The organism is Bacillus sp. FSL E2-8868 (genome assembly GCF_038005505.1).
In the GTDB taxonomy this organism is placed as follows: Bacteria; Bacillota; Bacilli; order Bacillales; family Bacillaceae_G; genus Bacillus_A; species Bacillus_A mycoides.
Window position 1 is genome coordinate 653,042 of sequence record NZ_JBBOTI010000001.1, and the last position, 25,596, is coordinate 678,637.

The 25,596-nt window shown below is 34.2% G+C and carries 29 protein-coding genes, 1 pseudogene and 1 riboswitch; of the genes and pseudogenes, 19 read left to right on the plus strand and 11 right to left on the minus strand.

The genetic code is table 11. The features are described from left to right. The first annotated feature begins 15 nt into the window (after nucleotides 1–15). The 12 genes and pseudogenes from NSS74_RS03565 (at nucleotide 16) to NSS74_RS03620 (ending at nucleotide 9,687) form a co-directional block, all read left to right on the plus strand. Nucleotides 16–1,341, plus strand: a complete 1,326-nt coding sequence (locus NSS74_RS03565; RefSeq protein ID WP_340813200.1) for a dihydrolipoamide acetyltransferase family protein — start codon at nucleotides 16–18, stop codon at nucleotides 1,339–1,341. A gap of 340 nt (nucleotides 1,342–1,681) precedes the next feature. Then, nucleotides 1,682–2,860, plus strand: a complete 1,179-nt coding sequence (locus tag NSS74_RS03570; RefSeq protein ID WP_000831201.1) for an FtsW/RodA/SpoVE family cell cycle protein — start codon at nucleotides 1,682–1,684, stop codon at nucleotides 2,858–2,860. Between the two features lie 106 nt (nucleotides 2,861–2,966). Next, nucleotides 2,967–3,671, plus strand: coding sequence for a DUF421 domain-containing protein (locus tag NSS74_RS03575; RefSeq protein ID WP_088040116.1), 705 nt, complete (start codon nucleotides 2,967–2,969; stop codon nucleotides 3,669–3,671). A gap of 73 nt (nucleotides 3,672–3,744) precedes the next feature. Continuing rightward, nucleotides 3,745–4,209: an NUDIX hydrolase gene (locus NSS74_RS03580; protein WP_002190637.1), complete on the plus strand. Its 465-nt coding sequence runs from the start codon at nucleotides 3,745–3,747 to the stop codon at nucleotides 4,207–4,209. 123 nt (nucleotides 4,210–4,332) lie between these two features. Next, a pseudogene (locus NSS74_RS03585) lies at nucleotides 4,333–4,739 on the plus strand (YjdF family protein). A 143-nt stretch (nucleotides 4,740–4,882) separates the two neighbouring features. Further along, entirely contained in the window at nucleotides 4,883–5,296 is a 414-nt protein-coding gene (locus NSS74_RS03590) for a BrxA/BrxB family bacilliredoxin (RefSeq protein WP_002015097.1), read from the plus strand. A 250-nt stretch (nucleotides 5,297–5,546) separates the two neighbouring features. Continuing rightward, nucleotides 5,547–6,326, plus strand: a complete 780-nt coding sequence (locus tag NSS74_RS03595; protein ID WP_002033967.1) for a transporter substrate-binding domain-containing protein — start codon at nucleotides 5,547–5,549, stop codon at nucleotides 6,324–6,326. Nucleotides 6,327–6,362: 36 nt separating this feature from the next. Next, nucleotides 6,363–7,022, plus strand: a complete 660-nt coding sequence (locus tag NSS74_RS03600) for an amino acid ABC transporter permease (protein ID WP_002067073.1) — start codon at nucleotides 6,363–6,365, stop codon at nucleotides 7,020–7,022. After that, nucleotides 7,015–7,737: an amino acid ABC transporter ATP-binding protein gene (locus NSS74_RS03605; protein WP_002088545.1), complete on the plus strand. Its 723-nt coding sequence runs from the start codon at nucleotides 7,015–7,017 to the stop codon at nucleotides 7,735–7,737. The genes NSS74_RS03600 and NSS74_RS03605 overlap by 8 nt, the downstream gene beginning before the upstream one ends. 100 nt (nucleotides 7,738–7,837) lie before the next feature. Then, on the plus strand, nucleotides 7,838–8,806 hold the full coding sequence (locus tag NSS74_RS03610) for an aromatic acid exporter family protein (RefSeq protein ID WP_002033971.1): 969 nt from the start codon (nucleotides 7,838–7,840) through the stop codon (nucleotides 8,804–8,806). Between the two features lie 16 nt (nucleotides 8,807–8,822). Continuing rightward, nucleotides 8,823–9,383 carry a L,D-transpeptidase gene (locus NSS74_RS03615; protein ID WP_002015103.1) on the plus strand — a complete coding sequence of 187 codons (561 nt, stop codon included), beginning with the start codon at nucleotides 8,823–8,825 and terminating at the stop codon, nucleotides 9,381–9,383. A 64-nt stretch (nucleotides 9,384–9,447) separates the two neighbouring features. Then, entirely contained in the window at nucleotides 9,448–9,687 is a 240-nt protein-coding gene (locus NSS74_RS03620; RefSeq protein ID WP_002088543.1) for a DUF3894 domain-containing protein, read from the plus strand. Between the two features lie 90 nt (nucleotides 9,688–9,777). On the opposite strand, the gene prli42 is transcribed toward NSS74_RS03620, so the two are convergent. Continuing rightward, a complete protein-coding gene (gene prli42 / locus NSS74_RS03625; RefSeq protein ID WP_000549036.1) occupies nucleotides 9,778–9,870 on the minus strand; it encodes a stressosome-associated protein Prli42 in 93 nt (30 codons plus the stop codon). A 188-nt stretch (nucleotides 9,871–10,058) separates the two neighbouring features. On the opposite strand from prli42, the gene NSS74_RS03630 reads away from it, so the two are divergent. Continuing rightward, complete coding sequence (locus NSS74_RS03630; protein WP_002015105.1) at nucleotides 10,059–10,604, plus strand: GNAT family N-acetyltransferase; 546 nt, start codon at nucleotides 10,059–10,061, stop codon at nucleotides 10,602–10,604. Nucleotides 10,605–10,731: 127 nt separating this feature from the next. Next, nucleotides 10,732–11,850, plus strand: coding sequence for a tripeptidase T (locus NSS74_RS03635; RefSeq protein WP_002015107.1), 1,119 nt, complete (start codon nucleotides 10,732–10,734; stop codon nucleotides 11,848–11,850). Between the two features lie 51 nt (nucleotides 11,851–11,901). On the opposite strand, the gene NSS74_RS03640 is transcribed toward NSS74_RS03635, so the two are convergent. After that, nucleotides 11,902–12,108, minus strand: coding sequence for a hypothetical protein (locus tag NSS74_RS03640; protein WP_000809197.1), 207 nt, complete (start codon nucleotides 12,106–12,108; stop codon nucleotides 11,902–11,904). A 142-nt stretch (nucleotides 12,109–12,250) separates the two neighbouring features. Between NSS74_RS03640 and NSS74_RS03645 the strand changes: the two genes are divergently transcribed. Then, entirely contained in the window at nucleotides 12,251–13,489 is a 1,239-nt protein-coding gene (locus NSS74_RS03645) for a DNA polymerase IV (RefSeq protein WP_002033973.1), read from the plus strand. Here NSS74_RS03645 and NSS74_RS03650 read toward each other — a convergent pair. The 9 genes from NSS74_RS03650 to NSS74_RS03695 all read right to left on the minus strand — a co-directional run bounded on the left by NSS74_RS03650 (nucleotide 13,482) and on the right by NSS74_RS03695 (nucleotide 22,173). Then, a complete protein-coding gene (locus tag NSS74_RS03650) occupies nucleotides 13,482–13,634 on the minus strand; it encodes a hypothetical protein (protein ID WP_340813577.1) in 153 nt (50 codons plus the stop codon). The genes NSS74_RS03645 and NSS74_RS03650 overlap by 8 nt on opposite strands. Nucleotides 13,635–13,707: 73 nt before the next feature. Continuing rightward, nucleotides 13,708–16,413, minus strand: a complete 2,706-nt coding sequence (gene mgtA / locus NSS74_RS03655) for a magnesium-translocating P-type ATPase (protein WP_340813203.1) — start codon at nucleotides 16,411–16,413, stop codon at nucleotides 13,708–13,710. Nucleotides 16,414–16,743: 330 nt separating this feature from the next. Then, a riboswitch (M-box (ykoK) riboswitch) is annotated at nucleotides 16,744–16,911 on the minus strand. 548 nt (nucleotides 16,912–17,459) lie between these two features. Next, nucleotides 17,460–17,969 (minus strand): hypothetical protein, encoded by a 510-nt coding sequence (locus tag NSS74_RS03660; RefSeq protein ID WP_159147062.1) that lies wholly within the window; start codon nucleotides 17,967–17,969, stop codon nucleotides 17,460–17,462. Nucleotides 17,970–17,981: 12 nt separating this feature from the next. Next, complete coding sequence (locus NSS74_RS03665) at nucleotides 17,982–18,626, minus strand: ATP-binding cassette domain-containing protein (RefSeq protein ID WP_002143084.1); 645 nt, start codon at nucleotides 18,624–18,626, stop codon at nucleotides 17,982–17,984. Next, a complete protein-coding gene (locus NSS74_RS03670) occupies nucleotides 18,613–19,473 on the minus strand; it encodes a hypothetical protein (RefSeq protein ID WP_002143082.1) in 861 nt (286 codons plus the stop codon). Before NSS74_RS03670 ends, NSS74_RS03665 begins: the two co-directional genes overlap by 14 nt. A gap of 5 nt (nucleotides 19,474–19,478) precedes the next feature. Then, the gene (locus NSS74_RS03675) at nucleotides 19,479–20,219 is read right to left on the minus strand and encodes a hypothetical protein (protein WP_159147060.1); all 741 of its coding nucleotides are present in this window, start codon (nucleotides 20,217–20,219) and stop codon (nucleotides 19,479–19,481) included. Then, nucleotides 20,206–20,997 (minus strand): hypothetical protein, encoded by a 792-nt coding sequence (locus NSS74_RS03680; protein ID WP_340813208.1) that lies wholly within the window; start codon nucleotides 20,995–20,997, stop codon nucleotides 20,206–20,208. The genes NSS74_RS03675 and NSS74_RS03680 overlap by 14 nt, the downstream gene beginning before the upstream one ends. A 117-nt stretch (nucleotides 20,998–21,114) precedes the next feature. Further along, a complete protein-coding gene (locus tag NSS74_RS03685; RefSeq protein WP_002033980.1) occupies nucleotides 21,115–21,525 on the minus strand; it encodes a hypothetical protein in 411 nt (136 codons plus the stop codon). Nucleotides 21,526–21,921: 396 nt separating this feature from the next. Then, nucleotides 21,922–22,173: a DUF3932 family protein gene (locus NSS74_RS03695; protein WP_000665712.1), complete on the minus strand. Its 252-nt coding sequence runs from the start codon at nucleotides 22,171–22,173 to the stop codon at nucleotides 21,922–21,924. Nucleotides 22,174–22,362: 189 nt separating this feature from the next. Between NSS74_RS03695 and rnz the strand changes: the two genes are divergently transcribed. The 4 genes from rnz to sdaAA all read left to right on the plus strand — a co-directional run bounded on the left by rnz (nucleotide 22,363) and on the right by sdaAA (nucleotide 25,588). After that, nucleotides 22,363–23,286, plus strand: a complete 924-nt coding sequence (rnz, locus tag NSS74_RS03700; RefSeq protein ID WP_002014952.1) for a ribonuclease Z — start codon at nucleotides 22,363–22,365, stop codon at nucleotides 23,284–23,286. A gap of 562 nt (nucleotides 23,287–23,848) precedes the next feature. Beyond that, nucleotides 23,849–23,986: a hypothetical protein gene (locus NSS74_RS03705; protein ID WP_002066987.1), complete on the plus strand. Its 138-nt coding sequence runs from the start codon at nucleotides 23,849–23,851 to the stop codon at nucleotides 23,984–23,986. A 45-nt stretch (nucleotides 23,987–24,031) separates the two neighbouring features. Then, entirely contained in the window at nucleotides 24,032–24,691 is a 660-nt protein-coding gene (sdaAB, locus tag NSS74_RS03710; RefSeq protein WP_002088527.1) for an L-serine ammonia-lyase, iron-sulfur-dependent subunit beta, read from the plus strand. 18 nt (nucleotides 24,692–24,709) lie between these two features. Beyond that, entirely contained in the window at nucleotides 24,710–25,588 is an 879-nt protein-coding gene (gene sdaAA / locus NSS74_RS03715) for an L-serine ammonia-lyase, iron-sulfur-dependent, subunit alpha (protein WP_002033842.1), read from the plus strand. The last annotated feature ends 8 nt before the right edge of the window (nucleotides 25,589–25,596 follow it).

Here is a 25,596-nt window from a genome sequence, read left to right on the forward strand (position 1 = left end):
TCGGGGGGACTATACATGGCTGTAGAAAATATCACAATGCCTCAGCTCGGGGAGAGCGTTACAGAGGGTACAATTAGTAAATGGCTCGTTAATGTTGGCGATCACGTAAACAAGTATGATCCGCTTGCAGAAGTAATGACTGATAAAGTAAATGCTGAAGTACCATCTTCTTTCACTGGTATTGTGAAAGAATTAATCGCTGGTGAAGGTGAGACGTTAGCTGTAGGTGAAGTAGTTTGTGTTATTCAAGTAGAAGGCGCAGATGAAGTAGCAGCGACAGCTGTTGAGGAAAAAACAAAAGAAGAACCAAAGGCAGATATAACTACGCCTGAAAAAGCACCGAAAGCAAAACAACCAACTGATGGAAAACCACGTTTTTCACCAGCTGTTTTAAAACTTGCGGGTGAGCATAATGTTGATTTAGATTTAGTAGAAGGTACGGGAGCAAATGGCCGTATCACTCGTAAAGATATTTTAAAGCTAGTGGAATCTGGAAATATTCCGCAAGCAGGTGCGAAGAAAGAGGAAGCGGTAGCGGTAGCAGCAGCAGTAGTAGAAGCGCGTCCAGAAGCACCAAAAGCAGCGCCAGTAGCACAAAAAGTAGAAGCTGCAAAACCAGTTTCTGTACCAACAATGCCTGGCGATATCGAAATTCCAGTAACAGGTGTGCGTAAAGCAATTGCAGCGAACATGTTACGTAGTAAACACGAAGCGCCACATGCTTGGATGATGATTGAAGTAGATGTGACAAACCTTGTGTCATACCGTAATTCAATTAAAGGTGATTTCAAAAAGCGCGAAGGTTTTAATTTAACGTTCTTTGCTTTCTTCGTAAAAGCAGTAGCACAAGCGTTAAAAGAGTATCCTCAAATCAATTCAATGTGGGCTGGCGATAAGATCGTTCAGAAGAAAGATATTAACCTTTCTATCGCTGTTGCAACAGAGGATGAACTATTTGTACCAGTAATTAAACACGCGGACGAGAAGACGATTAAAGGTATCGCTCGTGAAATTACAGAGCTTGCAGGAAAAGTACGTACGAAATCGTTAAAAGCGGACGAAATGCAAGGCGGAACATTTACAATTAATAACACAGGATCATTCGGTTCTGTTCAATCTATGGGTATTATTAATTACCCACAAGCGGCTATTTTACAAGTTGAATCAATTGTAAAACGCCCAGTAATTATGGATAACGGTATGTTCGGTGCTCGCGACATGGTTAACTTATGTTTATCACTTGACCACCGTGTACTAGATGGCCTAATTTGTGGTAAGTTCTTAGGACGTGTAAAAGAAATTCTAGAAAATACGTCAGAAAATAATACATCTGTATATTAATAAAAAGCTCGCTTATGCGAGCTTTTTATCATCTTATTTCTTCATCTACATCCTACTATATGTATAATATCTTTCCCAGTAATCTTACAATGAACGATTATGTATTAGGAATTTATGAAAATACATTGCTGATATATGGTATATGGATATAAAATAAGAAAAGAATAATTTTTTTGGCAAATCTTACTGATGAAACTGTAGTATAATATATTGTATTGTATGAAAAAGAGAGTTATTCTATATAAGTGTTTTATAGATAATGTGTAATCAGTCGTCAAAACATGAAGAATGTTGACTCCTGGTTTTTTATTTTGCTGTAACAATGTTTCAGGAGGATGTCATGAAAAGAAGTACCGAGTTTCTAAAAAGTTTAGATGTAAAATTAATATTAATTTTGTTAGCATTATGTGTTACGAGTATAGCTGCTATATATAGCAGTCAGCAAACTGGCCAATATGGAGAGGCAAACTTTGCGATGAAACAGGGTTTGAACTACATAATTGGAGTTGTATTGTTATTGCTTGTTGCAAGCATCGACTTAGATCAATTACAAAAATTGTCTTGGCCACTTTATATCGTCGGATTTGGTTCACTTATTCTTTTGAAAATACTACCGGTTTCCACTTTCACACCTGAAAAATTAGGTGCAAAAAGATGGTTTGTATTTCCGTTAGTTGGACAAATTCAACCATCTGAGTTTTTCAAAATTTCATTGCTTCTCGTAGTAGCAAGTATAGCAGTGAAACATAATGCACAGTATATGGCAAGGACATTCCAAACGGATTTACAATTAGTAGGTAAAATTGTGCTTGTATCCCTTCCGCCCATGGCTGTTGTATATAGCCAACCGGATACAGGGATGGTGTTCTTATATGCTGCTGCAATTGCATGTATTTTATTTATGTCAGGTATTCAGAAGAAATTGATAGCGTTATGTACAGTTATTCCAGTCACCATATTATCGGCGTTAATATTTATTTACGTAAGGTATGAGGATTTCTTCTTTAATAAGTTAGTTACGTTACTAAAACCTCACCAACAATCACGTATTTTAGGTTGGTTAGATCCATTTGAACATACAGATCAAGGTTATCAAACACAGCAATCGATTTTAGCTGTAGGTAGTGGTGGTATGGAAGGGAAAGGATTTGGCGAAGGGAACGTCTATATCCCTGAGAAGCATACTGACTTTATTTTCGCTACAATTGCCGAAGAAGGTGGATTTATCGTAGCCGCGTTAGTTGTGTTCTTGTTCCTATTACTGCTATATCGAACAATTATTATCGGTTATTCTGCTGATAATTTATTCGGTACATTATTATGTGCTGGGTCTATTGGTATATTAACAGTTCAAATATTCCAAAATATTGGTATGATCGTCGGATTAATGCCTGTAAAAGGGATTGCATTACCTTTCTTATCGTATGGGGGAAGTTCCTTATTCTCGAATATGATTATGATGGGGCTCATATTGTCCGTACGGAAAACGTATAAAAAATATATGTTTTCAGTTAAGTAAAAAAGCTAGTTCGTGTAAAAACGAACTAGCTTTTTTACATATATGCTCTTAAACGTTGCAAACTAAAACAGAATAGCAGTTTGAGACGGGTAAGGAGTGCAAAGTGATGCATATGCATATTTTTGAAGGGGCACGGCATCTTTCTAATAGTGAATGGGTTATTCGGGCTATCATAGCATACATATTTTTAATATTAGTTGCGAAAGCGATGGGGCAAAGGTCCATCGCGCAACTTCGTTTTTTAGATGTTGTATTAGTATTATTGCTTGGTGGGAATATTTCTAACGCATTATCTGATGAAAAAGTGGGGTTACTCGGCTCGATGATTACAACGTTCATACTCGTTGTACTTCACATTATAAGCTCAGTCTTAATGTTGAAATGGGATAGATGGAGACGCTTTTTAGAGCCAGCACCTATTATTCTTATACACGATGGTTCCATTGATTTTAGCAATTTGAAAAAAGCGAGAATTACGGTGGAATATTTATTTTCGGAACTTCGTATGCGAAATGTGAGCGATATTCAAACGATTAAATTAGCATTGTGGGAAGCGAATGGTGTTGTTTCTATATTTCGGTATCCAGAATATGAAGCAGTTTCGCGGCTTGATCTGAAAGTGGCGGGAAGAAGATCTCCAGTTTCTTTTGTATTAGTAAAGAATGGGAGGATTCAGCAAGATGTTCTAGCTTTAGTAGGAAAAACAGAAGAGTGGGCGAGAGAATTTCTAGAGAAGAGTGCAGAAGTCGAATCCATTATGTTAGCTACAGTAGATGAAGCTCATAAAATAAATATTTTGTTAAAAAAATGAAAAATATACGCATTTTGTCGTTTCATACATATGATACAATAGTGTGGACAACGAAAAAATGGGAGGTGTTTCCATGGGATATGTAGAGGAATTACGAAAAGTAGTTGGTCATCGCCCTTTAATTTTAGTTGGTGCTGTTGTACTCGTTATAAATGAAAGTGGATATGTATTATTACAGCAAAGAACAGAGCCTTACGGAAAATGGGGGTTGCCTGGCGGGCTAATGGAGCTTGGTGAATCACCAGAAGAAACAGCTTACCGTGAAGTATATGAAGAGACAGGAATAGAAGTAAAGAACCTCCGATTAATCAATGTATTTTCTGGAGCGAACTATTTTTCAAAATTAACAAACGGTGATGAGTTTCAATCCGTAACGACAGCCTATTATACCGATGAATACGAAGGGAATTTTGTTATGAATAAAGAAGAAGCGGTTCAGCTTACATTCTTCCCACTAACAGAACTACCTGACTATATTGTAGGATCGCATAAAAAAATGATTGGTGAATATATAAAAATTATGGGAAATAAGATATAATATATAATGAAAGAGATACAAAAACACAGTTCTGGTCGGTAGTCCAGACGCATGATTTCATGTCAGTAACCTTCCCCTCCGGGATGTCCAGTATTTCTAATTTTTTTAAAGGAGGGGCTGTCAATGGATTTGACAGTATATCACGATGGTCAATTTTTCGTAGGAATTATTACGCATAAAGAAAAGGAAAATTGTATGGAGCAAGGTATATTTTTGGAATGGAACCTTCAGATGAAGAAGTACTTATATTTGTGAATGGTCCAATGTTAGCATATTTCCAGCACGTTGCAAAATGCGGTGTGGAAGTGAAAGAAAAACAGCGTCCCAAAAATATAAAACGTATCATACGACAAGCGGCAAAAGAAGTAAATGTAAAACGTTTTACTAAGGCACAAGAAGCGATTAGTTTATCTTATGAATTGTATAAACAAGAAAAGAAAGTGCAGTCTAAAGAGAAGCGAGAAGCTGAAAAACAAAGAAGACGTTTAATTAAAGTACAAAAGGCAAAGCAAAAGCATCGTGGCCATTAAAAAAAGGTGTTAGAGCAAGGGCTCTAACACCTTTTCTATGCCTAAATACAAGTAAACTTACTTGTATTTCATAAACATTAACTGGTAAGATACAAATAGGTAGAATTAGAGGAGGGAAAAGATTGATTAACTTTAACTTTTTTATGAATGATGTTGTCCGTCAAGCGCGTGAAGAGATTGTCTCTGCGGGATATACAGAATTGACGACACCAGAAGCAGTCGAAGAAGCATTTAAAAGAAATGGTACAACACTTGTAATGGTAAACTCTGTATGTGGTTGTGCAGGTGGCATTGCTCGTCCTGCTGCTGCACATTCCGTACATTATGATAAACGCCCTAACCACCTTGTAACGGTATTTGCGGGTCAAGATAAAGAAGCAACAGCAAGAGCTCGTGAATATTTTGAAGGATATCCACCTTCATCTCCATCATTTGCGTTATTGAAAGATGGAAAAATTGTAACGATGGTAGAACGTCATGAAATTGAAGGTCATGAACCAATGCAAGTAATTGCAAAACTACAATCTTATTTCGAAGATAATTGCGAAGAACTATAAGGAAGAGAAAAAGGCGGTACGTCCACAATCAAGTGGGTGTACCGCCTTTTTTATTTAGTTTTTAAAATAATTAAACATGCAGGAAGTTGTTATTTTATGCATGTTTTTATGCATTAATAACAGCTTTGATACTGTTTTTATATTTATTTTTATTTTATATATTGCATAAAAATTAAAGTGCTGATACAATACAAACATCGAATAAATATTCTATTAAACTTTTAAATATACATTATTAGGGGGAAGAAAGATGAAGAAGTTATTATCAATATCATTTGCACTTATTTTAATTGTAAGTATGTTCAGTGCTTGTAGTAATGGGGAAGAAAAGGCGAATGGCGAAAATAAAAAAGTACTCGTTATGGGGACTTCAGCAGACTATAAACCGTATGAATACGTGGAAGCTTCAAAAAGTGATGAAATTATCGGCTTTGATGTTGATATTGCCAAATATATCGGAAAAGAACTTGGATACGAAGTGAAAGTGAAAGACATGGATTTCGGCGGATTATTAGCATCTCTTAATTCAGGAAAAGTTGATTTCGTTATGGCGGGTATGACGCCAACTGCAGAGCGTAAAAATAATGCTGATTTCACAGATATATATTTTGTTGCAAAAAATATGATCGTTTCAAAAAAGGGCTCTAATATTAAATCGTTAGAAGATTTAAAAGGGAAAAAAGTAGGAGTACAAACAGGATCAATTCAAGAAGAAAAGGCAAAAGAATTTCAGAAACAAGTCGATTTCAAAGCTGAGGGACGTGACCGTATACCAGAAATCGTACAAGAAATTAAAGCTGGTCGTTTTGACGCTGCAATTATAGAAGACACAGTTGCAAAAAATTATTTAGAAAAAATGAAAGAACTACAAGGAATTGAAATTCAAGAAGCACCAGAAGAAGTAGGTGCAGCAATTGCTCTTCCGAAAAATAGTGATAAAACAGAAGAATTTAATAAAGTAATTAAGAAAATGCAAGAAAATGGAGAAATGGATAAATTAGTGAAGAAATGGTTTGGCAGCGGAAAATAAGCTGCCTTTCACTTTTCTGTGAGGGGAATGAAAAGGATGAATCTAGATTTTTCGGCAATTACGCCTTCAATACCATATATATTAAAGGGATTAGAAGTTACATTGAAAATTGTAGCTGCATCAGCTGTGGTAGGATTTATTTTAGGAACGTTATTAGCACTTTGCAAAATTGCTAGAATACGAGTATTAAATATTGCAGCAGATATTTATACGTCAATATTTCGTGGCACACCGCTAGTATTACAATTAATGATTATTTATTTCGGTGTTCCGCAAATGATGGGTTATGAGATACCGGCCTTTTTAGCAGCTGTACTTGCATTTAGCTTAAATTCAGGTGCATATATGTCAGAAGTAATTCGTGCCGGCATTCAAGCAGTTGATAAAGGACAAACAGAAGCAGCAATGGCTTTAGGTATTCCTTACAGTAAAATGATGAGAAATATTATTTTTCCTCAAGCTTTAAAAAATATATTACCAGCACTTGTGAATGAGTTTGCGACACTTACGAAAGAGTCGGCTGTAGTAACCGTAATAGGAGCGACTGATTTAATGCGCCGTGCTTATATTGTAGGTGGTGAAACATTTAAATATCTTGAGCCATTACTTTTTGTTGGACTTATTTATTATATATTAGTAATTATTCTTACATTAGTCGGGAAAGCCATTGAAGGGAGAATGAAGAAAAGTGATTAAAATTGACAACCTTCATAAATCATTTGGGAAAAATGAAGTATTAAAAGGAATTACAACAACGATTGAGAAAGGAGAGGTTGTTGCAATTATTGGACCGTCTGGATCTGGAAAGTCAACGTTTTTACGCTGTATGAATGTATTGGAAGCGCCGACAGATGGTCACATTTGGATTGGAACGGAAGAAGTAACGAATCCGAAAACAAATATTATGCACGTTCGTGAAAATGTCGGAATGGTATTTCAACATTTTCACTTATTCCCTCATATGACTGTATTAGAAAATATTACGTATGCTCCTATCAATGTAAAAGAAGTAACGAAGCAAGAAGCTGAAAAAAAAGCTGAGAAACTTCTAGAAAAAGTGGGGTTATTAGATAAGAAAGATGCATATCCAAATCGTCTTTCAGGAGGACAAAAGCAACGTGTAGCAATTGCAAGAGCGTTAGCGATGGAACCGGAAGTTATGTTATTTGATGAACCTACCTCTGCGCTAGATCCAGAAATGGTGAAAGAAGTGTTAGAAGTTATGAAATCATTAGTTACGACAGGAATGACGATGGCAATCGTTACACATGAAATGGGATTTGCAAAAGAAGTAGCAGACCGTGTTCTCTTTTTAGATGGTGGAAAGCTTGTAGAAGATAGTAATCCGGAAGAGTTTTTTACAGCACCAAAAAGTGACCGTGCAAAAGAATTTTTGCAAAAGATATTGTAATATGTGAAGGGTACGTGAATAATAGGTAGAAAAGGATGACATTGCGTCATCCTTTTTTTATACTAACTGTAAATACGTTTATACATATAGGGGTAATGATATGTTTAAAATTGGATATAGAACAGTGAAAACAGCGCTTGGAACGGGAGCGGCAGTTTTTATTGCTCAGTTATTAGGATTAGAATTTTATAGTTCAGCTGGTATTTTAGTCATTTTATGTGTGCAAAATACGAAACGAAAATCCGTTCAAGTATCGTTGCACCGTTTTTTAGCTTGTGTATTATCGATGGTATTTGCGTTTTGTATTTTTGAAACGATTGGTTATACACCACTTGCGATTAGCGTATTACTGCTTACCTTTATTCCAACTGCAGTTATGTGCAAAATTCAAGAAGGGATTGTCACGAGTTCGGTTATCGTTATGCATCTGTATTCATTAAAGCAAATTACATGGTCTATAGTTGGTAATGAAATTGCTATATTAACGATTGGAATTAGTGTCGCTTTATTAGTAAACATGTACATGCCAAGCAGTGAGAATAAACTGAAAGAGTATCAAGGAAAAATAGAAGAGCATTTCAGAACGATTTTGTTTGAAATGGTCGTTTATTTACGGAATCGAGATAGTAATTGGAGTGGGGCCGAATTAATTGAAACAGAAATGATGCTGAAAGAAGCGAAAGATTTATCATTTAAAAAACTTGAGAATGAATTTATGCGTGAAGATGACTATTATTATCGGTATTTTGATATGCGTATGCAACAATTTGAAATTTTGGAGCGCATGATACCATTAGCTGCATCACTATCTTGGACGTATGAACAAGCTGATATGATTGCAGACGTAATTGAAAATATAGGGAATTCTATTCGACCTGAAAGTACAGGGGTCATTTCGTTAAGACAACTTCAAGAAATGCGAGAAGTATTTAGAGAAATGCCTTTACCAGTCTCGCGAGAAGAATTTGAAATACGTGCAAAACTTGTTCAACTTGTTTATGAGATGGAGCAATATTTACTCATTAAAAGTCGTTTTAAGGGAAAGGATAATATAAAAGAACTTATTTAGAAGGTAGGAACTATATATGCCGTATCTTCTTTCTTTATTATTATGTCTTTCTCTATCACCGATCTGGCCTCTTGGTGATAACCCACGTGCTGGAGATCCTTTTATAATTGTAAATAAAGCAACGAATAAACTAGCTTACATCGATGATGGGAAGATCCAAAAGGTTTTTCCAGTAGCGACAGGGAAAACAAATGAATTAACCCCAGAAGGAACCTTTGACATTGTATTGAAGGCGAAGGATCCCTATTATATTGCGAAGGATATTCCTGGGGGCTCTCCCAAAAATCCACTTGGATCGAGATGGATGGGATTTAATGCAAGAGGAACGGATGGAAGTAAGTATGGGATACACGGGACAAACCAACCTAGTTCAATTGGAAAATATATTTCGCAAGGATGTATAAGAATGAAGAAACATGATGTGGAATATTTGTTTGATCGTATTCCAATTGGAACGAAAGTATCGATTGTGAAATCGAAAAAAACATTTCAGCAATTGGCGAAGGAAAAAGGGGCCATAGTATTTGGAAAAGTCAACGAAACGGTTGGCTTTTTCTTTTATTATAAGTTGTCTTGACATGTGTACATAACCATGCGTTAATGAGAATATATAAAGATAATTGAGTAAAGGGGTTGCTCATATGTATTTAAATCCAAAAATTTCTTACATGCAGTTTTGTGTTGGTTTTCTATTTGTTATTACATTCATATTGGCAACTTTTAATATATGTTCTTACGTTGTAGCGATCGTATTTATGGCATTACTCAATCTTACTTTTGTTATTGGGGCATTTCAGCAGAAACAATATACAAGTTTTGTAATAGCACTTGTAATGGCCTTTTCCTTTAGCATTGTAGCAATTGTAATATATATAAAATAAAATGTTCATTACAAGATAGACTATCTCGATTTCGAGATGGTCTATTTTGTATGTGTAAGCAGTAAAAAAAGGACGAGTGAATCGTCCTTTTTACCAAAACATACTTGCGCCAGTAAGTAATGTTGTTACAAGCATAGAAATTAGCATTATATAAACCATAATTTTTTGAGCTTTTTTATGCATCGTTAAACCTCCTTGCAAATCAGTACAATTTCATTGTAACGAGAAATGAAATTGTGGACAAGGGGAGAGAAAGGACAAAATTCGGGAAGGGGGTGCAAAATATTACAGGAAATTTGAGCATACGTAGAGAATATGTTAAAAGATAGATTATTAATTTTTTGTTATGCAAGCTGAAGAATGGAGATACAATGATGAAAATATACGAGACAGATCGTTTACATTTAAGAGAAATTGATGAGTCGTATGCGGAAAAAGTTCTTCAATATTACGACAAAAATCGTGAATTTTTAAAAGCGTGGGAAGAGTATAGACCGGAGGGGTTTTTCACGTTAGATTATCAAAAGAAAAAGTTACAAAAGGATAGAAAAGAGTTCGCGGAAGGCAAGATTATCAGGCTTTGGATTTTTAAAAAGGGTGATGATACAAAAATTATTGGATGTATTTCATTTAATCTAATTGTTCGCGGAATTTATCAATCTTGTGTACTCGGTTATAAATTAGATAAGGAAGAATTGAATAAAGGTTACACAACAGAAGCGCTTAGAAAAGCAATTCAAGTTACCTTTGAAGAATTTCATTTACATCGTATAGAAGCACCAATTATGCCACGAAATTTAGCATCTATACAAGTAGTGACGAAGATAGGATTTCAATATGAAGGTGTATCTCGAAAAATGCTAATGGTAAATGGCATCTGGGAAGATCATATGCGCTGGGTATTGTTAAACGAGTAATAGAAGGCAGATGGGTATCTAGATGTGTTAACCATCTGTTTTTTGTCTTGTATTTCGAAACTTTTGCGAAATTCTGTTATAATTAATGTTGTTACATACATAATGGTAGTGCAGGAGGCGCAGTCTTATGATTAATCAAGAACGTTTAGTAAATGAATTTATGGAGTTAGTACAAGTAGATTCTGAAACAAAATTTGAAGCAGAAATTTGCAAAGTGTTAACAGAGAAATTTACTGCTTTAGGTGTAGAAGTATTTGAGGATGACACGATGGGTGTGACTGGTCATGGTGCAGGTAACTTAATTTGTACTTTACCAGCAACAAAAGACGGTGTTGATACAATTTATTTCACTTCTCATATGGATACAGTAGTTCCTGGTAATGGAATTAAGCCTTCTATTAAAGATGGATATATCGTATCAGATGGTACTACAATTTTAGGAGCCGATGACAAAGCTGGATTAGCATCTATGTTTGAAGCAATTCGTGTCTTAAAAGAGAAAAACATTCCTCATGGTAAAATTGAATTTATTATTACAGTTGGAGAAGAATCTGGTCTTATTGGCGCAAAAGCGTTAGATCGCGAGCGCATTACAGCAAAATATGGTTATGCATTAGATAGTGATGGAAAAGTTGGTGAAATTGTAGTTGCAGCGCCAACACAAGCGAAAGTGAATGCGATTATTCGCGGGAAAACAGCTCATGCTGGCGTAGCACCAGAAAAAGGTGTATCTGCAATTACTATCGCAGCAAAAGCAATCGCAAAGATGCCACTTGGTCGTATCGATTCTGAAACAACTGCAAATATTGGACGTTTTGAAGGTGGTACACAAACAAATATCGTTTGCGATCATGTTCAAATCTTTGCAGAAGCTCGTTCTTTAATAAATGAGAAAATGGAAGCACAAGTTGCAAAAATGAAAGAAGCATTTGAAACAACTGCAAAAGAAATGGGTGGTCATGCAGACGTTGAAGTAAACGTTATGTATCCAGGATTTAAGTTTGCTGCTGGCGATCACGTTGTAGAAGTTGCGAAACGTGCAGCTGAAAACATTGGTCGTACGCCTTCTCTTCACCAAAGTGGTGGCGGAAGTGATGCGAACGTAATCGCAGGACATGGTATCCCAACAGTTAACTTAGCAGTTGGTTATGAAGAAATTCATACAACAAATGAAAAAATTCCTGTTGAAGAATTAGCGAAAACAGCAGAATTAGTTGTAGCTATTATCGAAGAAGTAGCGAAGTAAGTAATAAAGTCAAAAAGACGTGTGAACCAATTATGGTTTACACGTCTTTTTTTATTTTGATTCAATTGCTTTCACAAGGCGGATAAGCCAATATAAGAAGACCCACGGAAGTACATAAGTTGTTGTAAAACGTATGAAATGAGAGAAGATTCCTAAAGCGTAAATGTTAATGTTAAAAAGGGGAAGTAACAAATAATTAATCGCAAGGATTACTATAATAATAATAAATACATAATTGAGTTTATTATGTTGTTTCATAACGATTCACCTCCTTTACAATAATATCCATTTGTTACGTACAGTATAGCAAAAAATAGATAGAGAAAACCCAATAATTATTATAACGCGTAAAGAAATTTGATATAATGAAGGAACAAATGTTCTTTAAGGGGTGAGTAGTATGCGAGAAATGTATCCGAAAAATGGACGTGTTATTTTACATGTAGATATGAATTGTTTTTTCGCATCTGTTGAAATTGCTCATGACCCATCATTACAAGGAAAGCCATTAGCGATTGCGGGGAATGAAAAAGAGAGAAAAGGGATTATCATAACATGTAGTTATGAGGCGAGAGAATATGGAATACGTACGACGATGCCTCTATGGGAAGCGAAGCGATTATGCCCGCAATTAGTTGTGAGGCACCCTAATTTTACATTATATCGAGAAGCTTCATTTCAAATGTTTCAAATTCTTTCCCGTTTTACAGAACAAATACAACCGTTTTCTATAGATGAAGGGTATTTAGATATTACAGATTGCTATGCGCTCGGTTCGCCTCTTGAAATAGCGAAGATGATTCAACAAGCGTTACTAACAGAGTTACAGCTTCCATGTAGCATTGGGATTGCCCCAAACCTTTTCCTAGCAAAGACTGCTTCAGATATGAAAAAACCTCTTGGAATTACAGTACTTCGAAAACGTGATATCCCAGAAATTATTTGGCCACGATCAGTTGCAGAGATGCATGGAATCGGAGAGAAAACAGCTGAAAAACTAAAAGACATTCATATACATACAATTGAACAGTTAGCAAAAGGAGACGAGCATATCATTCGCGCTAAAATTGGAAAGCACGGTGTTGATTTACAAAAACGTGCAAAAGGTATGGATGACAGGGAAGTTGATCCGAATCAAATGGGACAACATAAAAGCGTTGGAAATTCGATGACTTTCTCAAAGGATATGGACGAAGAAAAAGAATTACTTGATATGTTAGAAAGATTATCGAAATCAGTAAGCAAAAGGCTACAAAAACGAACTCTCGTTAGTTATAACATTCAAATTATGATTAAATACCATGATCGTCGCACGGTAACACGGAGTAAACAATTGAAAAATGCAATATGGGAAGAACGGGTTATTTTCCAAGCAGCATCACGTTTATGGAAGCAACACTGGGATGGTGATTCTGTTCGTCTGTTAGGTGTTACAGCTACTGAATTAGAATGGAAGACAGAATCAGTGAAACAGTTAGATTTGTTTTCATTCGAAGAAGATGCGAAAGAAGAGCCGTTACTTGCTGTTATTGATCAAATTAATGAAAAGTATGGAACACCTCTTTTACAGAGAGGTAGTCAATTATTGCGTAAGCAAGAAAAGTCGTTTCAGCAAAAATTAGAAAATAAGTTTATGTAGAAGGTTTTAGAGATTTAAACCCTTCTTTTTTAGATGTAAGAGAGGATCCAGCCATTCGATGTCTCCATTGTCTTTCCATTCCGATGCAAGCTCCTACAATAATTGCTATAAATAACCTTAATACGATATCATACCATATCATCATGGTTACCTCCATGCATATAAGTACATGTTATATTTTTTGAGAATGAGTGAGAAATACCCACTCATTCTCATTTTTACAACCAGCTGTGGAATTTTTTAATATAAAGCTTTTTCAGGAATTGTGTTAAGAAAGCATAACCTAATAATATTCCTATGAGCCACGGGAAGTAGCTTAGTGGTAATGCTTGTAAACCAATTGCTGCACCAAGTGGTGAGAATGGAATGTAAATTCCGATTGCCATAATACAAGCGGTTAATATAAGAACTGGTATTGATGCTGTACTTTGAATGAACGGAATTTTCTGTGTTCTAATCATATGGACAATTAATGTTTGAGTTAGCAACCCAACGACAAACCAACCAGATTGGAATAGCGATTGTTCTCCAGGTGTATTTGCACCGAACACATTCCACATGACAACGAATGTGATAATATCGAATATAGAGCTAATTGGACCGATGCAAATAATGAAGTTACGCAAGTTTGCAGTATCCCATTTTCTAGGCTTCTCTAGAAATTCCTTATCCATTTTATCCCATGGAATTGAAAGCTGTGAAATATCATAAAGTAAGTTTTGAATTAAGAGATGAATTGCAAGCATCGGTAAAAATGGAATGAAAGCACTTGCCACTAATACACTAAATACATTTCCAAAGTTAGAGCTAGCTGTCATTTTTATATATTTTAAAATATTGCCGAAAGTAGTGCGTCCTTCTAAAATACCTGCTTCTAATATAGTTAAACTTTTTTCAAGTAAAATAATATCGGAAGATTCTTTTGCAATGTCAGTAGCAGTATCAACAGATATTCCAACATCAGCATCACGTAGTGCAACGGCGTCGTTAATACCATCCCCCATATAACCTACAGTATGACCATTACCTTGCAATACGCGAATGATGCGGGACTTTTGCATTGGATTTAGTTTTGCGAACACTGTTGTTTCTTCTGCCAGTGTTGCTAATATTTTATCTGGTAAAGAATCAATTTCGTAACCGAGGACAGGCTCACCTATATTTAATCCCACTTCTTTACAAACTTTTTTTGTAACAATTTCGTTATCGCCTGTTAAGATTTTCACTTGTACGCCATGTTTTTGCAATGCTTGAATTGCAGAAGCAGCAGATGGTTTAGGTGGATCTAAAAAGCCGATATATCCAGTAAGGATCATAGCGGATTCATCTTGTACTGCATAAGCTTTATGATAAGGTTTGTTATCGTTCTTGTATGCTACAGCGATGACACGCATTCCTTCACTATTTAAAGTTTCGCTAAGATGTTTTACATTTACTCTCATTTCTTCAGTGAGAGGGACAATTTGTCCATCAACTTCAGTGTAGTTACAAATTGATAAAATTTCTTCTACGGCACCTTTACAAACCATTGTATGTTCACCTAAAATATTTTTCACGATGACAGACATGCGACGCCGAGCAAAATCGAATGGAATTTCATCTAGCTTTTGAAAAGCTGATGGATCAAATTTATGGTTCTCCTCTGTATGTTCAATAACAGCTTTATCTATTAAATTTTTCAATCCAGTTTGATAGAAGCTATTTAAATAGGCAAAGTGTAATACACGATCGCATTCATTTCCGTTAGGATCTAAATGACGAACTAGGACAACTTTATCTTCTGTTAAAGTTCCAGTTTTATCTGTGCAAAGAATGTTCATAGCACCTAAGTTTTGAATTGAGTTGAGCTGTTTTACAATTACTTTTTGTTTAGACATGTTCACGGCGCCTTTAGCTAAATTAGCAGTTACAATCATTGGCAGCATTTCAGGTGTAAGGCCAACTGCAACAGCAATAGCAAAGAAAAAAGCTTCTTGCCAATCTCCTTTTGTGAATCCATTAATGAGAAGGACAATGGGTGCCATAATAAGCATGAATGTGATTAAGAGCCAACTTACTTTGTTTACGCCTTTATCAAAGTTTGTTTCTGCACGTTTTCCGATAACCTTTTTTGCTAAAGAGCCGAAATACGTATCCGTACTAGTTGAAACAACAACAGCTTTTGCGCTACCGCTAACAATATTTGTACCCATAAAGCAAAGGTTTTCCATATCGAGCGGATTGTAATTTTTTTTCATGTTTTTCGGTAATATATGTTTATTTTCCGTATGGTAGCAGTTTTCGTATTTTTCTACAGGAAGTGCTTCCCCGGTTAAAGAAGACTGATTAACAAATAAATCTTTTGCGGATAAAATACGCACATCAGCTGGCACGATATCACCAGCTGAAAGTGAAATAATATCGCCAGGTACAAGTTCTTCAATTGGAATTTCTGTTGTGTAATTTCGATTTAAATTTGTTACGTTTTTTGTTTCGTGTACAAATCCATCTATTCTAAAGACACTCGCAGTTGTTCGAACCATAGCCTTTAACTTATCCGCCGCTTTCTGAGAGCGGAATTCTTGTAAAAAGCGAATCGTTGCACTTAGCAGTACCATTACAGATACGACAATTGTTCCTTGTATATCATCTGTGAAAAAAGAGAGTGCTCCAAGAGCTAACAAAACAAAAATAAATGGATTTTTAAATGCCAGCAGAAATTGAATGTACCACGGCAATGTTTTATTATGAGCGATTTCGTTAGGACCATATAAAGAAAGTCTACGAGACGCTTCTTGTTTAGAGAGTCCATCTTGTGTTGTTTCTAAGAGTTTTAACGCAGAGTTTACATCCTGTGTTGCAACTTCCACTAATATTTTGTTATTTGTTTGCATGCTATCTTGATCGTAAGCATGCTTCGTTTCTTGTCTTTGTAAATTTAACATTGGTAGTTCCTCCTTTTTCATGAAGGAGGAAACAATCTGTTACTCGACTATTTAAAATTGGGAGGAACAGTTTCTTTCCTACCTACACGGTGAAATATTAACGTAAAACATATGGGTATCTGGGCCGAATCATCACTTGCCACTGTTCCTCACCTCCGTACAATTAGTAGTTTCTGAATATGCTATGTTTGTTTCATAGTAAGGTGCATAAAGACATAAAAAGACCTTTACTCAAAACGAGTAAAGGTCTGAATTTGTAGTCAAAAAGAGTCAACAACAAAGACTGTTATTAAACATAGATAAAAACAGTTTTTGTGTATGACAAAACATACGCACCTCTCCCTCGTTGAGTTTTAGCACTGTATAGCATAGGTACTGAAACCAGCTACGTTAAGAAAGGCCTTCATTCCGACCTTTCCTGTTGACCCATTGGCGTCTCTCGACATTTTTGGGCAGCAGCGTTTCTCTATACAGGAGCCTCACCTAACAGAGACCATATTCAATTACAAGTTGAATGTTAGCACTGTAAAATCGTAGTGTCAATATCTTTTTAATCTGTTTTTTTGAAAAATTAAATAGATTTATAATGGATATATGGAACGAAGTGGATTATGTTGTTTATAGATAATATGGGGAAATAAATATTTTGTAAGAGGTGCATGTATAATGAAACCGCCAAATTTTATAATAAATATCTGAGAATCAGAAGTGGTTGTTTAATGAGCGAGAAGATTTATGTTCTCATGGAGAAATTTATTTAAACGTAGATGGAACGATTATTACACAAATGAGCATGGATGAGAGAGGCAAAAAAGTGTTTTTATACTTTTTTGCCTTAAAGGATTTGCTAAAATCTAAAATGCCAATAGAACCTCTTTCGGGGCTTTATTGGCATTTTTAGATTGATAACGTATATTTTTCATATTTTTGCACCACAGTAGGAATATTTTCTTTGTTTAATAGTAAGAGCTAGGTTATATATTACAAACAATCTAATCGAAAAGGTGATTTTATCTCATTCAGAAATCAACAATCGAATTAGGCTTTTAATTGTTAGGTAAATCTAATATGTATTTTATTTTCTTACCATTTTTTTCGCCTAGATATACTAACTTCACCGGTGTACTAAGTGCAACACCCCAGCTTTCTCTCATTTTCATTGTTACAATGCCTTTATGATTTTGTAAACTCTCCCATGAAACTATTGTTTTCCTTGTACTCTCATTAAACATTCTATTCGTCTTGTTAACACCTTTTAAAGGTGCTAATATATGCAAATCTGTAAAAATTGTTTGTTCCGTTTGCGTGTTATTTGTTGCCTCAATATCAAAAACATAATGAACTTCTTTATTTCCGTTATCATCAATTACTTGTTTCTTCTTGAAAGAATTAATGCTAAATTTAAATATATCTGTATTAAATGATTGACCTAGATTAATATTCTCTGATTTCACAATATAAGATTCATTTAAATTATTTACTACCTGATATCTCCAACATGCCCCTAATATAAAAAATGTACAAATAATCATAAAAACATATCGTTTTTTATTCATATCTTTCTCCCTCTACATCTCTGAAGATAGTGATACTTTACCATTTTCAACTAGGAATATTCTGTCTGCAATTAAATTTAATGTTTCACTATCATGACTCGCAACTAATATAGTTGTACCTGTAGACTTTAAATCTAATAAGATTTTAGTTATATCCCTAATTCCATTTTCATCTAAAGCGTTTGTAGGCTCATCTAAAATTAATAACTTAGGATCTTCCATAATTGCTTGTGCTATACCCAATCTTTGTTTCATTCCAAGTGAATATTTTTTTACTTTTCTTTTATCTTCTGGATTTAATCCTACGAGCTCCATTGTTTCACTAATTGTTTTATCCGTTATTTTATTTTGAATAGAAGCTAATAGTTTTAAGTTTTTAAATCCTGTATAGTCTGGAATGAATCCTGGATATTCAATGATAATGCCTGTATTTTCAGGAAACGGATGATCAATACCAATTATTTTTTTATCTATTAATATTTCACCACTATCTATTTTCATCAATCCTAATAAAGCTCTAAAAAGCATTGTTTTACCTGAACCATTTCTCCCTTTAAAACCATAAATCTTTCCCTTTTCTAATTCAAAATTAACATCATTTAAAATAATATTACCTTTTAGCATTTTAGAAACATGCTTGGCCTCAATGTATATCATCAGAATCATCCTTTCTATTAACAAATTCAAATGTTTTCCCTACCCAATAACCACTTATCCATAGAAAAAAAGTGCACAAAAGAAAATAGGAAATAGAATATAGAAAATGTTCATTATTAACGTAAAATAAACTCTTACGGATTAACATACTATCGAATGGATTACATATAACCGGTATAAATATAGTTATGGTAATAATCACTATAATCAATATATATGAAATAATACTTTTGAATTTAGTAGACACAATTAAATAAACCCAAACTAATAAGGAAGATGTTATTAGTTGTAAAGTAAAGCTTTTTATAACAAAAATGGTTTCTTTTAAATGATTATAAATTTTAGGATTAATATTTTCTGTATATATCCCCCAGTTAAATTGATAAGAACAAAAAATACCTCCCCAGAAGAACACGGCAATATAAAATAATAAAGTTATACAAATAGTTAGTATACCTGTACTAATAAATTTGCTAAACAATACTTGATACCTAGACACTTTCCTTGCTAAAAGATACGGTGTCTGTTGTATAAAATCAGCTCTTACATAAGTACCTAATATAAAACAATAAGATAATTGTAATATAAGCCATGTTACTGGAAGCTGGAATCGCCCCATTTCAACTTCTTTAAAAGATATCCCTTTTAGTAATTCATATAAAACATCAAGAATTGTTATAGCATTTGAAGGCAGTTCTCTATACAGGGCTGATTGCTTTAATAAAAATACCTCTCCCAAAACCAACACACTATAAATAATAAATGATATTATAAATCTTAATTTCATAATATGAATGCTTAATATTAAATCCCTTTTTACCAATTTATAAAAAATACTATTTTTCATCGTAATTAATCACTTCCGTTATATAAGTCCATCCGATGTAAACAAATATTCAATATAGCAAATGAAATACTAATAATCCCTAACATAAAACCAAATTTCATCAAGATTATATCTATTAGAAACCAATCTTTTTCTTGAAAAATCAAACCTTTTGACCAAAATAAAGAGAAATTATATTTTTTTTCTAACAACTGATCTATCGTAATAAGGAAGTAAATAGTAAAAATACAAATAGCTTTATTTTTAATGAAAAAAACTAGTATTTGTGCAAAAATGCATATTGCTACAGTTACTAGCCATAACGATACTATAAAATATGTAATTACTAACCAATTTGAAGATGGGAGCAACCAAATCCCTATTTTTTCTTTCACAATAAAAAAATTAATTCCTACAATTAACAGATAGATACTTGAATAGATGATTGTTAGACTTACAATTTTTATGATTAAATGAAAACAATATGATTGACGAGTGTTATGTCTAAAATACATATAAACATTCTTATCCGTATAATTAAATGAATAGAAAAAAAGCAACAATAATGGAAGATAACTAAATAACACTATTTTCATATCTCTTGAAGTACTAAGAAGTGAAAACAAAGAATCATTAGATAAAAAGTAAAATGATCTAATGAGGTGAATAGACACACCAACTATAAGAAATAAAATATTAATCACAAATAACCCTCGTTTTTGAAACAACTCTAATAAATACATTTTTAAAAGGTTATAAAATAACATGTCTTTTTACTCCTCTTAAAAATAAAATTATCGATAAAATAAAAATCCCTATTAACACTAAAATAGAAACAATAATATTGGCTCCATGATATATATGGGATTCAGATAAGAAATATATAGGAGCGAGGGGCATAGGATAAAATAAATTAATTATCATTAAAAAAAGTTGTAATAAAAAAGCACTTAATAAAGTTACAAAAGTATGCTTGGCATAAAAGGACATACTAAGAGAAAACAAAGCAAATGCTCCTCCATAAACAAAAGCAATAACTGTATATAACATCATATGAATAAAAGGATGAGTGAAATAAATGTTAATAAAAAAGGTCGCTCGCTCATACATCCCTATATTGGAATTTAAAACTTCGTCAGGATTTACATTTGGAAGAAACATAAATGATAAAAAAAAGTTTAAAATCAATGGAATAATAACAACAAAGCCACCGATAAAAAAGGTTTTACTAAACAGCTTGAGAAAATACATTTTATAATTACTTCTTATAATTACAAACAAAAAAGATCCATTTTTTTTATCTTCCTGAAAGATCGATGAACTAGGTAAACTTGCAATAACTGGAAGTATAAAGAAAAATAAAAAGGAAGGTGTTACAATACTATTAATTCCCATCCAAGTTGTATATGGAGTGAAGATAACATCCTTTTTATCGGCTAGTGGAATTACATAATATAATATATATACACAAGATAAGGCTATTCCTAACATAAGCGAAAAATAAAAATTCCTATTATTCATTCTTTCATTAAAATAAGTACCCATGTTTCACCTCTTAAAAATTCAAATATACTCCTCGTAACATTTAAAATATGTAATGTTACGAGGAAAGGCTTACAAGAATATAAAGTATTATATTTATAAGTTCATTTTTTTATATAATTATTTACGAATACTATCCGGGCTCCAAACACCGCTTGCTGTACCCTCAGCCCATCTTCTGGTATCAATTTTAACCTTGATACCAGAATTATATTTCTCAACTGCTAAATTGTATAAGAATTCTTCTTGACCATCACGCATTTTGTATGAATGACCATCCGAAACATCAGTACCATCTTTTAATGCAGCCCAGGCATTGAAATATCCATCTAATCCCGACATGTTGTCTACCCTCATATAATAAGCCGTTTTATTATATTTAGGTTGAGATGGTGTTTCATCATTAGGACTGTAAACACGATATACATTTGACCAGGGTCTATCTTCATGATTAGACTTTGCTGCTGCTGATGCTGCAAAGCTTGACAAGGCAATTCCTGCCGTTAAAGTTAGAACTGTTATTTTTTTCATTTTTTCTCCTCCTATTCTTTTACTTGTAAGCCCTTAAAAAATATAGCACACTAAATAAAATGAAATATATAGATTTACTAATATTAATATTTCTTTAATATTAGCTATAACTTTTTAACAAATATCTTATAAAAAATATCATTACACAAAGTTTTTCAACCAATAAAAACTGTTTTACTTATAGATATTAAATAAAAACAAGATATTTACAAAAAAAAATACAATATAGTTGCTTCAATTGCGCTACAAGCAAAAGGATTATTTAATAAATCAAGTGAAAAGATAATTTTAGATGAATTTGATCGGAGTATGTATACAGATTTTCGGACAGAAGATGATTGTTTGTTAAGTAAGTATAAATAAAAAAGCACTGTAACCAGTGCTTTTTATTATAGATTATGAGATTGTAGGATTTTCAAAAATAACAATTTCTGAGTTACTTGTTGTTGAAACGCGTTGTGCGTAATATGTTAAAGCTGAAGAAATATATGTTGGTAACGTCTCATTTGTATGTGATGTTGTATATTCATGGATTAATTCTTTTAAAGTCGTCCATTCTAATTGTGCTGGGTGATCAGAAACGAAAGAACTTACCCAGCGATCAAATGAAGATGAAAAATCAGTTTGTAAACGAAATACTTCTTTCATAATAAAACGCTCCCTTAAAATGTAGTACAATCATTTTACCACAAAATACGAACGATAGCTAAATTTTTTAAATATAATGTTCGTGTTATATAGTTGTCTAGATGATTGGTTATACAAATTCAATTTGCCATTTGAAATAACATTCCGTAAGATGAAAGATAGATTATATAAAGAGCTGGAGGAAAGAAAGTGGAATTTGTATTTTTAGGGACTGGTGCAGGTGTTCCTTCAAAAGGAAGGAATGTTTCAGCAATTGCTTTGCAGTTGTTAGAAGAACGAGGACAGACTTGGTTATTTGACTGTGGCGAGGCGACGCAACATCAAATACTACATACGTCTGTACGTCCACGCCGCATTGAAAAAATATTTATTACGCATTTACATGGCGATCATATTTTTGGATTGCCGGGTTTATTGGGTAGCCGTTCGTTTCAAGGTGGAACAACAAAATTAACAGTGTACGGACCAAAAGGAATTAAACAATTTATTGAAGTGGCATTATTAGTAAGTACGACACACGTTAAATATCCACTTGAAATCGTTGAGATTACGGAAGAAGGTATTGTGTTTGAGGATAATGAATTTTGTGTAGAAACAAAAAGGTTATCACATGGAATTGAATGCTTCGGATATCGAATTGTAGAGAAAGATATACAGGGAGCTCTTTTAGTGGATAAGTTACTGGGAATGGGTGTGAAACCTGGTCCAGTTTTTAAACGCTTAAAAGATGGTGAAGTAGTTGAATTAGAGAATGGCACAGTGTTAGATGGAAAAGATTTTATTGGCCCACCTCAAAAAGGAAGAGTTATTACAATTTTAGGCGATACACGATATTGCGAAGCGAGTAGAGAGCTTGCGCAAGATGCTGACGTACTTGTTCATGAAGCGACTTTTGCGGCAGAAGATGAACAACAAGCGTATGATTATTTTCATTCCACATCTAAGCAAGCTGCGAGTATTGCACTTCAGGCAAATGCAAAACGCTTAATATTGACTCATATTAGTTCTCGTTATCAAGGAGATACATATAAGGAATTATTGAAAGAGGCAAGAGAGCTATTTTCTAATACAGAAATAGCTACGGATTTAAAATCATTTCCAGTAGAAAGATAATAATGTTGTGAAAAAATGGTGACGATAGGTTGCCATTTTTTTTATTTCTAAAAAAAATTAAAAATAAAACTGTTATCATTTTATTTTTATATAGGATGACACAGAAAGTTTTAATGATGTGAAGATATAGGATAAAAATACATAATACCGATTATTTAGAAAAACTGTTATATAAGTCAGACGACATACGAGTGGTACAAGTAGCGAAAATGGATTTTTATTCAGAACTTTTAAAATTCATTAAAAGTAAGCGTTTTATTAAAAACAAGCTATAATGAGGGCAGATTATAATTTATTGTAGGCTACATGCGTTTTAGCCATTTGTCATAACAAGTGAAGTTGACTAAATCGTGAGAGAGCAACATGGAAATTATAATAGGAAGGATATTACTATTATTTGTACTAAGTCTTTTTTCCCTTTTTAGCTTTAAAATATCAAAAGGTATGAAAGCAATGGGAGTTTCACTTGTTTATGCTATGCTTGTAAGGGGTTCTGTGTTAAACTTTGGATTGCTACCAGACTTTATTGTGGACTATCTTATATTATTTTTAAATGCAGGTAATGCTAAGTTTCTTATTTATTATTATAACTGGTATTATTTCAGGATATATTGCTTCACTGTTATTCAAAAACTATCCAATTCTTACAGCGGAACAAATTCGTGGTACGACTGGAACAGCAACCGATTCGGTAGCTTAATAGAATAGTAAATAATTTTTTCATAGAGGTTTAGGGGGAGTTATGATGAAGTATCGCTCAGTGTTTGATATTATTGGTCCGGTTATGATTGGTCCATCAAGTTCACATACAGCAGGCGCGGCAAGAATGGGGCAAGTTGCTCGTCAGCTGTTTCGTCATGAACCAGAGAGAGTTAGCATTTCATTATATGGTTCATTTGCAAAAACATACCGTGGTCACGGTACGGATGTAGCGCTAATCGGTGGAATACTAGGATTTGAAACAGATGATTTACGTATTCCAAGTGCGTTAGATATTGCAAAAGAACGCGGGATTGAAGTGGAATTCATTGAAGAAGATGCAAATGCTCCGCATCCAAATACAGCGAAAATTCGTCTGTATAAAGGTGAAGAGGAAATTGAAGTTGTTGCTTGCTCAATTGGTGGCGGTAAAATTGAAGTTGTAGAATTAAACGGATTCGATCTTCAATTAACAGGCACGAGTCCAGCACTACTTATTGTAAATAACGATCGCTTTGGTGCTATCGCAGCTGTAGCTTCAATCCTTGCTAAGCATGAGATTAACATAAGTACAATGAGTGTTTCTCGTAAAGAAAAAGGAAGAAGAGCGCTTATGGTCATTGAAACAGATGAATTATTAGCAGATGAAGTAATTGCGGAAATAAATGGGCAACAAAATATTTGTCAAGTAACTATTATGGATTAATTGCAGGGGGGACACACCATGTTTCGGAACGCAGCGGAACTAGTGGCGCAAGCTAAAGAGCAAAATGTAAAAATCGCAGAAATTATGATTCAATGTGAAATGCAAACAAGAAATATCTCACGTGAAGAAGTAATTGCTGGAATGGAAAAGAACTTAGTCGTGATGGAACAAGCAGTAGAACGCGGTATTCGTGGTGTAAAATCACCGACTGGTTTAACTGGCGGGGATGCTGTGAAAGTCCAAGCGTATATGCAGAGTGGAAAAGGCTTATCTGGAGATACGATTTTGGACGCAGTGAGTAAAGCTGTTGCGACAAATGAAGTAAATGCGGCGATGGGAATTATTTGTGCAACACCAACAGCAGGATCTGCTGGAACAGTGCCAGGTGTACTGTTTGCACTACAAGAAAAATTACAGCCGACACGCGAAGAAATGATTGAATTTTTATTTACAGCAGGAGCTTTCGGTATGGTTGTTGCGAATAATGCTTGTATTTCTGGCGCGGCAGGAGGTTGCCAAGCTGAAGTAGGTTCAGCAAGTGGAATGGCAGCTGCAGCAGCAGTTGAGATGGCTGGTGGAACACAAGATCAAGCAGCTACAGCGATGGCGATTTCATTAAAGAATATGCTTGGTTTAGTATGTGATCCTGTTGCAGGGCTTGTAGAAGTACCTTGTGTAAAACGTAATGCAGCAGGAGCTGCGAATGCCATGATTTCAGCTGATTTATCATTAGCTGGTGTAACTAGTACAATTCCATGTGATGAAGTCATTGAGGCGATGTTTAGAATTGGACAAACGATGCCAGTAGCACTTCGTGAAACAGCAGAAGGTGGCCTTGCAGCAACACCGACAGGTCGTCGTTTGCAAGAAGAGATTTTTGGTAAGAGTAATAACTAAAAGCATAT